This is a genomic window from Thalassolituus sp. UBA675, from assembly GCF_002297765.1.
Lineage (GTDB): Bacteria > Pseudomonadota > Gammaproteobacteria > Pseudomonadales > Oceanobacteraceae > Thalassolituus.
Window position 1 is genome coordinate 41,330 of the sequence record NZ_DBNJ01000019.1, and the last position, 6,573, is coordinate 47,902.

Sequence of the window (6,573 nt, forward strand, 5' to 3'; positions counted from 1 at the left end):
GCCCCGCCCCCTTTGTTTTACGGCCCGGGCATGAGAAAATCCCGCGCTTTACAGCTTACTGTTAGGGTTGATACTCAATGACCGCACAACTGATTGACGGCAACGCCACCGCCAAAGCCATGCGCGAATCCATTAAAGAGCGTGTTGATGCACGCCTTGAGCAAGGCAAGCGTGCTCCCGGCCTCGCCGTCATTCTGGTTGGTACCGACCCGGCATCTCAGGTCTACGTATCGCACAAGCGCAAAGACTGTGAGCAGGTAGGCATAAACAGCAAAGCATTCGACCTCCCGGCAACAACCAGTCAGCAGGAATTGCTCGATCTTATTGACCAACTCAACAACGACAACGACGTCGACGGCATTCTGGTTCAGCTGCCGCTGCCGGAAGGTCTTAAATCTGACGAAATTCTTGAGCGTATTGATCCAACCAAAGACGTCGATGGTTTCCACCCATTCAACGTTGGCCGTCTGGCTCAGCGCATGCCCCTGCTCCGCCCATGCACCCCTGCCGGAGTCGTGGATCTGTTGGATGGCACCGGCCAGGATATCACCGGCATGCATGCCGTGATTGTTGGCGCATCAAACATCGTTGGCCGTCCGATGGGTCTCGAGCTTCTGCTGAAAGGCTGCACAGTGACCACCTGCCACCGCTTCACTAAAGACCTTGAGAGCTTCGTAAATCAGGCCGACATCGTTGTCGTTGCCGTTGGCAAACCTGGCATTGTTAAAGGCGAATGGGTGAAAGAAGGCGCTATCGTTATTGACGTAGGCATCAACCGTCTCGACAGCGGCAAGCTGGTCGGTGACGTTGACTTCGATGCAGCTGCAGAGCGCGCCTCACACATCACTCCTGTTCCCGGCGGCGTTGGCCCAATGACTCGCGCCAAACTGCTTGAGAACACCCTATTCGCTTGCGAAGAACTGCACGACCAGTAATCGCAATAGAAGTTACACATCAAAAAAAGGGCGCTTAAGCGCCCTTTTTTATTCCATATACCGCCTGGCGAAACGCCAGTGCATGGCATTAAGGATCAAGCCTCCACAACTCACCGGCATCCGTAGCAATAAAGATGACACCTTCGCTATCTTCAAGCAACGCACGCAGCCTCTGACCACGCTCTTCAAAGTAACGTTCTTCATCTACAGGCTTACCGTCCTTCATAACAATTCTGTTCAGATGCGTCAGCTTGAGCGCCCCAGACAACAAATCACCTTTCCAGCCGTACTTGTCACTTCTGACTGAGATCAGACTCCCCGGCGCAATCGACGGCACGTAAACTTTCGCCGCTGGCTGCATCCCATCCTTTTCCTTAACACCAACATCAAAAGGCCCCCAATATTCCTTACCCTGAGAAACCACAGGCCAGCCATAATTCTCACCTTTAGCAATCAGATTAAGCTCATCACCACCCCGCGGGCCGTGCTCAATAACCCACAGACGACCCTCTGCATCAAAAGTGATACCTTGAGCATTGCGATGACCATACGACCAGATTTCATCCAGCCCCTGCTCTGACTCAATAAAAGGATTATCCTCAGGTACAGAGCCATCGCGCTTCAAGCGGATCACTGTGCCAGCGTGTGTTCTGAGATCCTGGCCATTTTCACGGACACCGCGATCACCGACAGTAAAAAACACATGATCGTCATCAAACGCAATACGGCTGCCAAAATGGCGGGACGTGTCCGATACTGAGGTAGTCACCAACAGAGTCTGACGGTCAGTCAACATCCCGCCCTTCAGATTCAACTTTGCTCGCGCCAGAGCGGTTGCAGCCTCACCCTGAACAGGCGCACTGTAGGTAAAATAAATCCAACCACCGGCTTTATAATTACGCGGAACAGCCACATCGAGAAGACCACCCTGACCATTCGCTACGACCTTTGGGGCGCCCGCGATGTCGCGTGCATCCCCGGACTGAACATCAACAAGAACGAAGTTACCCCCCTTCTCAGAGACCAGCAGCTTACCCGGCGCAACCTCAGCCAATCCCCAAGGACTATCAAGCCCTCGATAGACAACCTGAACCGAAGGCGCAGCGGATGCAATTGAAGAGAGGCCTGCCAGGAGAACAGACAGACCTATAAGAAAGAAATCAAAGAGACGCATAATCCATCATTGCCCTGCTTAAGAGTTTCTGTTTAATGGCCACTATATCGGCATTATGTGATCACTATGTCGACAGCAAGGTGCAAAATAGGTTCGCTGCTTTCCTATGAGCAGGACTGACAACCTCAGTCATGCCAGCCCAACCCACACAAACCCAACTAACCCCAAGCCGATCAGGCGGGCCAAAGCATGCGGGTTAATTCTTTTGCAGAAACTTCACGACAACCGCTTCTCACGGTACCTGACCACAGAGGCGTAAAGTCCGAGCGACCGACACCCTCCGCCGCAATGCGCAATGGGCCTAATGCCACTGAAGCGTAAGGAAACTCAGGAACTCCCGAAAAGACACAATCAAGGTCATTCATCACCCGGTTTTTAATTCCGCGAGCGAGGCGCCCGGAGAACACATTCGTCAGCGCCGTGACCGAGCTTTCATCCTTAATCGCAGCACGATGCAGAGCACTCGTCTTTGCTTCAGTGCAAAGCAAATAAGACGTACCAACCTGAACCGCTGCAGCACCCTGACTTAAAAGCGCCTTAACATCAGCGGCTGAGGCAATACCACCGGCAGCAATCACAGGGATAGACAATTCAGCGACGAGCCCCGAGATCAACTCTGCCAACGGCAACTGAGAGTCGGCATCGTTGGTAAGAAACATCCCACGATGACCGCCAGCCTCAACCCCCTGAGCGATAACAACATCGGCGCCATTCTCCTGAAGCCAGACACCCTCTTCCATCGTTGTTGCAGTAGAGAGAACGACCGAGCCCCAGGATTTCACTCGTTCAAGTAACTCTGGTTCTGGAAGACCAAAGTGAAAACTAACGACAGGCGGCTTAAAGCTCTCAAGCGCATCCGCGACTTTATCGTCAAACGGCAACCTAAGACCTGACATACCTTCTGGTGGCGACACGTCAAACTCGTCATAGTACCCAGCCAAGGCTTTCTTCCAGACACTTAGCGCAGGCTCATCAACGCCTGGCATCTCATGACAGAAGAAATTCAGGTTATAAGGTTTCGTGGAGCGCGCGGTAAAACTCTCTACTTCAGACACGATCTGGTCGACCGACAACATACCGCACGGGATAGAACCCAGCCCGCCCGCTTCTGAAACAGCGAGAGCCAGCTCCCAATTCTGAACGCCCGCCATTGGGGCCTGAATAATCGGGATATCAACACCCAGAATTTCGCAGATGTCCATTTGAAGCACTCCTGATAACGATATCTCAATCCTAAACACTATTAAGCGGAGAGTCTTTAAGTGGAGAGTCTTTAAGCAGAGACTCTTTGCTTTTCACCCGAACTCTCACCGATATCCTTGGCGGCATTCGCTCTACCTTCAGCAATCCCAGCCGTCCCGAGGTTCTTTTCTGAGGTGAATATGCCTGACCAGCCGGATCGACGGACGAATCAAAAACTGAAAACTCCCGAGAATAAACAACCAGATCGCCGCATGCTCAAATTGAGGAAACAGGAACAGAATGCTGCCTACCAAAAACCAAAGAGCAATCACAAAGTCATTAGCAATACTGATCACTTCGTATCTACGCTGAATGATCAGCCTCTCCTGACCGATACGCAACGTCAGTTGATCTTCAGACTCAGAGTTATTCATGTCACCTCCTCTGTTTAACCAATCGATAAACCTGGCATGTTAAATAGTGCCGTAGAGGGTCGACAGCAATCATCGAGAGATGTTCAGGTGAAGGGTGAGAAAGCAGAGTTTAGAGAGGCTTACAGTAATTTAAAATAGTTCCGAGCAGATCAAGAGGCTTCAGTCCCATTCGCGAGGTGCCTGCTCTCATGAGAAAGTTGGACGCCCAGCGCCATAAGGACGGAGCAATCACACTGACTTAGCTTTTCTAATAAGCTTTTTCAAGAACTGCTTTCATGCAATTGTAGTAATCTTCTTGGCTCTTGTATTCATAATCATCGTCTCCACTGAGTACAATCGGTTCTTTCAAATATTTAAGGTTGCCCATATATCCGTAATAGAACTCCTTCAGCTCCATGGATTTCACCTTATAATTTCCAGCATGAGTGCATTCTTCCACCATTTTCTTCTTAATCGGCTTACCTATGTTAGGTATTGTTAACTCATGAACTACCTTAACACCAAATTCTCGATCACGCTCAAGGCATTCTCTATAATCCCGCACCCCACACTGCTCTTTAAAAACCTCAATTTTAAAATAAGACATGGCAACGCAGGTATTAAACAATCCACCTCCAACCAGACACTCTAGCTGAACAAAACCACATTCATCCCCTAGTATTTCGCACGCTTCTTGTGCGTATCGTTCATTACGTAAATCTGCAGAGTCTTGTGAGATACTTTGCGCATTAATTATCTTTATCGTGTAATCCACCAGGCACTCATCTAAATTCGGTAATTCTTCACTTATGCACTTCAATTTTACTATTTCACAGAACGAGCCGAGGTAATTGCATGCATTGTTTAAGTACTCTTGAGTATATTGAGAGCCCCCTGCATTCACGCCGAAAGAGCTGATCAAGAGGAGAATGGATAAGTAAATGTGGCTAATATTCATATTGCTTCTTAACGCTCAAATCATAGGCGGTACCGCTACAGCGGTGATGTCCTATGGATTTTCTTGTTACGTGTTGTTTATGAGGTGACGAACCTTCACAGCCACTTTTCCTCCACAATAGCTTGCTATTGATCTACATAGATCGACTAACTTCGTTCCAAAAATCAGGTTTAGTATGGTTACTAACATCAGGATTATAAATACCAATGACTTTATCTCAAACTGCCATATTTCATCAATGGAATCAGGAGTTGTGTGAACTATGCCATAACCGAGTAAAAATACCCAGAAACCAATAACTACATACAAAACTGCATGATTAACAAAGGAGGATATTTTGTTAACAAATCCATCTATTTTTTCAACCTGAGACTCCACTTCTCTTTCAGCACTTTCTAGTCGACTACCTAGCTCCTTCGTGTATATCTTCTTGGCTTTGTCGAGAATTGTACTAACAGATCCAAACATATTGTCATCTGATGAAAATGCTTGATCCATTAACTGCTCCCTTGCAGCCATACTGTGAATCAGAACATGATAATCATGCTCACTTATTTCACCTTTATCTTTAAGGCGATTCACTTCATTAATGTACTCAGACCATAGAGAGTCGGAAGGTAAAAGTGCAGAGTAAACGTTTGCAACCAATCGGTCCTTTGGAAGGTCAGATGTCTTTTTTACTGCCTTCATCCAAACTAGAGAAGTAAACACGTGGTCCGCCATGCAAACAGATGCATTAGAGTGACCGTATTGCTCATTGAAGAATAATGTTGATAACCTCGCCAGCTGCGCATTTGTAGTTATGAAAATTGCTTTACATCTATCAAGATAATCTTGTTTTCTTCCCTCACGAAGTTGAAATACCGCTTGCAAGCAATCAATATCATGTGCACGGGCCTTGTCCGATTGTCGCTCAAAAACACCTGCAAGTTTCTCAGATAAAGCTGTTTCATCAATTGAAAATGCATCAATTATTTCGGGTTTTTCTTCAATAAATATACCTTTTTCTTTGAGTTTTTCCTCGAGGCTATTCATTGTAATCAGCAAGTCAGAGGATGTTATTGAGTGCTGATTGATGTAATCGAATACATCACTTGGTTTATTTGGATTTAGCCTGCCATACTGGTTGAGTTGGCTTAGAGCAGCGAAGAATATGCCGTGAAGCTCGTCAAGTGTATTCCTAAAGCAGCGGGTTTTTACATTCATTTCACTCAACATTTCCATCAATTCTTCACATGGAATGCAAAGTTCTTTCTGAGAGAACCCGAGGATTCTAACTAAAAATTGCGTATCAAAATAAACTACGACTCTCTTCAGAGGCTTGTTTTCAATATCGGTTGCATTTTGAGAGTAGTAGAAGGTCTCTGTTAGCATAGAGCCGCGAACAAATGAAAGAATAGACTCGAATGAGTCTTGACAATATTTATTTGAGTGTGCAACAAACTTAGATACTAAAAATTTATTTTTGTCAGAATGTTCTTCTTTTATTTTTTCTGCGTCGCTTAAGTTTATAAAAAGCAAGGGGGCAATATCGTATAAAACTTCAAAGAAATATTTTGATGCACTTTTCTCCTCTATCTCAACTTTCTGGTGCTCACTGCAGTATTTAACAAACGTTCTAACTAAAGCATTGTAGCGGCGCTGTTCTGCGTCTCTCACAGTGGAAAAATTAGAGTTCTTGACCTTATCCCTTTGAATCTTGTAGATTCCTTGAGGATGCTTGTCCAACAACTGGTATTTTTGGTTAGCCTTTTTCAACAAACTGATTACTGCACCCGTAGGTATCTTAAATTCCGCAATCTCAACAAACTTTTCCTTAAAATCATCAACTGAAAAAACGTCATTACTCATGTGGTTCAGTGTTTCGTGCACTAAAGGGATATAGTTATGATCTTGCCCCGATAAAACGGA

6 protein-coding genes are annotated in these 6,573 nt (G+C 46.4%); 1 reads left to right on the plus strand and 5 read right to left on the minus strand.

Going from position 1 to position 6,573, the window contains the following annotated elements; genetic code table 11:
- Positions 1–77 precede the first annotated feature (77 nt).
- Complete coding sequence (gene folD, locus B3007_RS08200; protein ID WP_297532620.1) at positions 78–935, plus strand: bifunctional methylenetetrahydrofolate dehydrogenase/methenyltetrahydrofolate cyclohydrolase FolD; 858 nt, start codon at positions 78–80, stop codon at positions 933–935.
- A gap of 88 nt (positions 936–1,023) precedes the next feature.
- Here folD and B3007_RS08205 read toward each other — a convergent pair whose 3' ends face one another.
- From B3007_RS08205 to B3007_RS08225, 5 genes are all read right to left on the minus strand, one after another.
- Positions 1,024–2,109: a PQQ-dependent sugar dehydrogenase gene (locus B3007_RS08205; protein ID WP_301392220.1), complete on the minus strand. Its 1,086-nt coding sequence runs from the start codon at positions 2,107–2,109 to the stop codon at positions 1,024–1,026.
- Between the two features lie 173 nt (positions 2,110–2,282).
- Positions 2,283–3,311, minus strand: coding sequence for an NAD(P)H-dependent flavin oxidoreductase (locus B3007_RS08210; protein WP_301392221.1), 1,029 nt, complete (start codon positions 3,309–3,311; stop codon positions 2,283–2,285).
- A 138-nt stretch (positions 3,312–3,449) separates the two neighbouring features.
- The gene (locus B3007_RS08215; protein ID WP_297532615.1) at positions 3,450–3,725 is read right to left on the minus strand and encodes a YrhK family protein; all 276 of its coding nucleotides are present in this window, start codon (positions 3,723–3,725) and stop codon (positions 3,450–3,452) included.
- 247 nt (positions 3,726–3,972) lie between these two features.
- Positions 3,973–4,662 (minus strand): hypothetical protein, encoded by a 690-nt coding sequence (locus B3007_RS08220; RefSeq protein WP_301392222.1) that lies wholly within the window; start codon positions 4,660–4,662, stop codon positions 3,973–3,975.
- 66 nt (positions 4,663–4,728) lie between these two features.
- Positions 4,729–6,573 (minus strand): hypothetical protein (locus tag B3007_RS08225; protein WP_301392223.1); only part of this gene is annotated, 1,845 nt, incomplete at its 5' end.

Bases quoted from the DNA above. Each gene is read 5' to 3' on its own strand.
- B3007_RS08205 (WP_301392220.1), bottom strand. From the start codon at position 2,109: ATGCGTCTCTTTGATTTCTTTCTTATAGGTCTGTCTGTTCTCCTGGCA.
- B3007_RS08220 (WP_301392222.1), bottom strand. From the start codon at position 4,662: ATGAATATTAGCCACATTTACTTATCCATTCTCCTCTTGATCAGCTCT.
- folD (WP_297532620.1), top strand. From the start codon at position 78: ATGACCGCACAACTGATTGACGGCAACGCCACCGCCAAAGCCATGCGC.
- B3007_RS08210 (WP_301392221.1), bottom strand. From the start codon at position 3,311: ATGGACATCTGCGAAATTCTGGGTGTTGATATCCCGATTATTCAGGCC.
- B3007_RS08215 (WP_297532615.1), bottom strand. From the start codon at position 3,725: ATGAATAACTCTGAGTCTGAAGATCAACTGACGTTGCGTATCGGTCAG.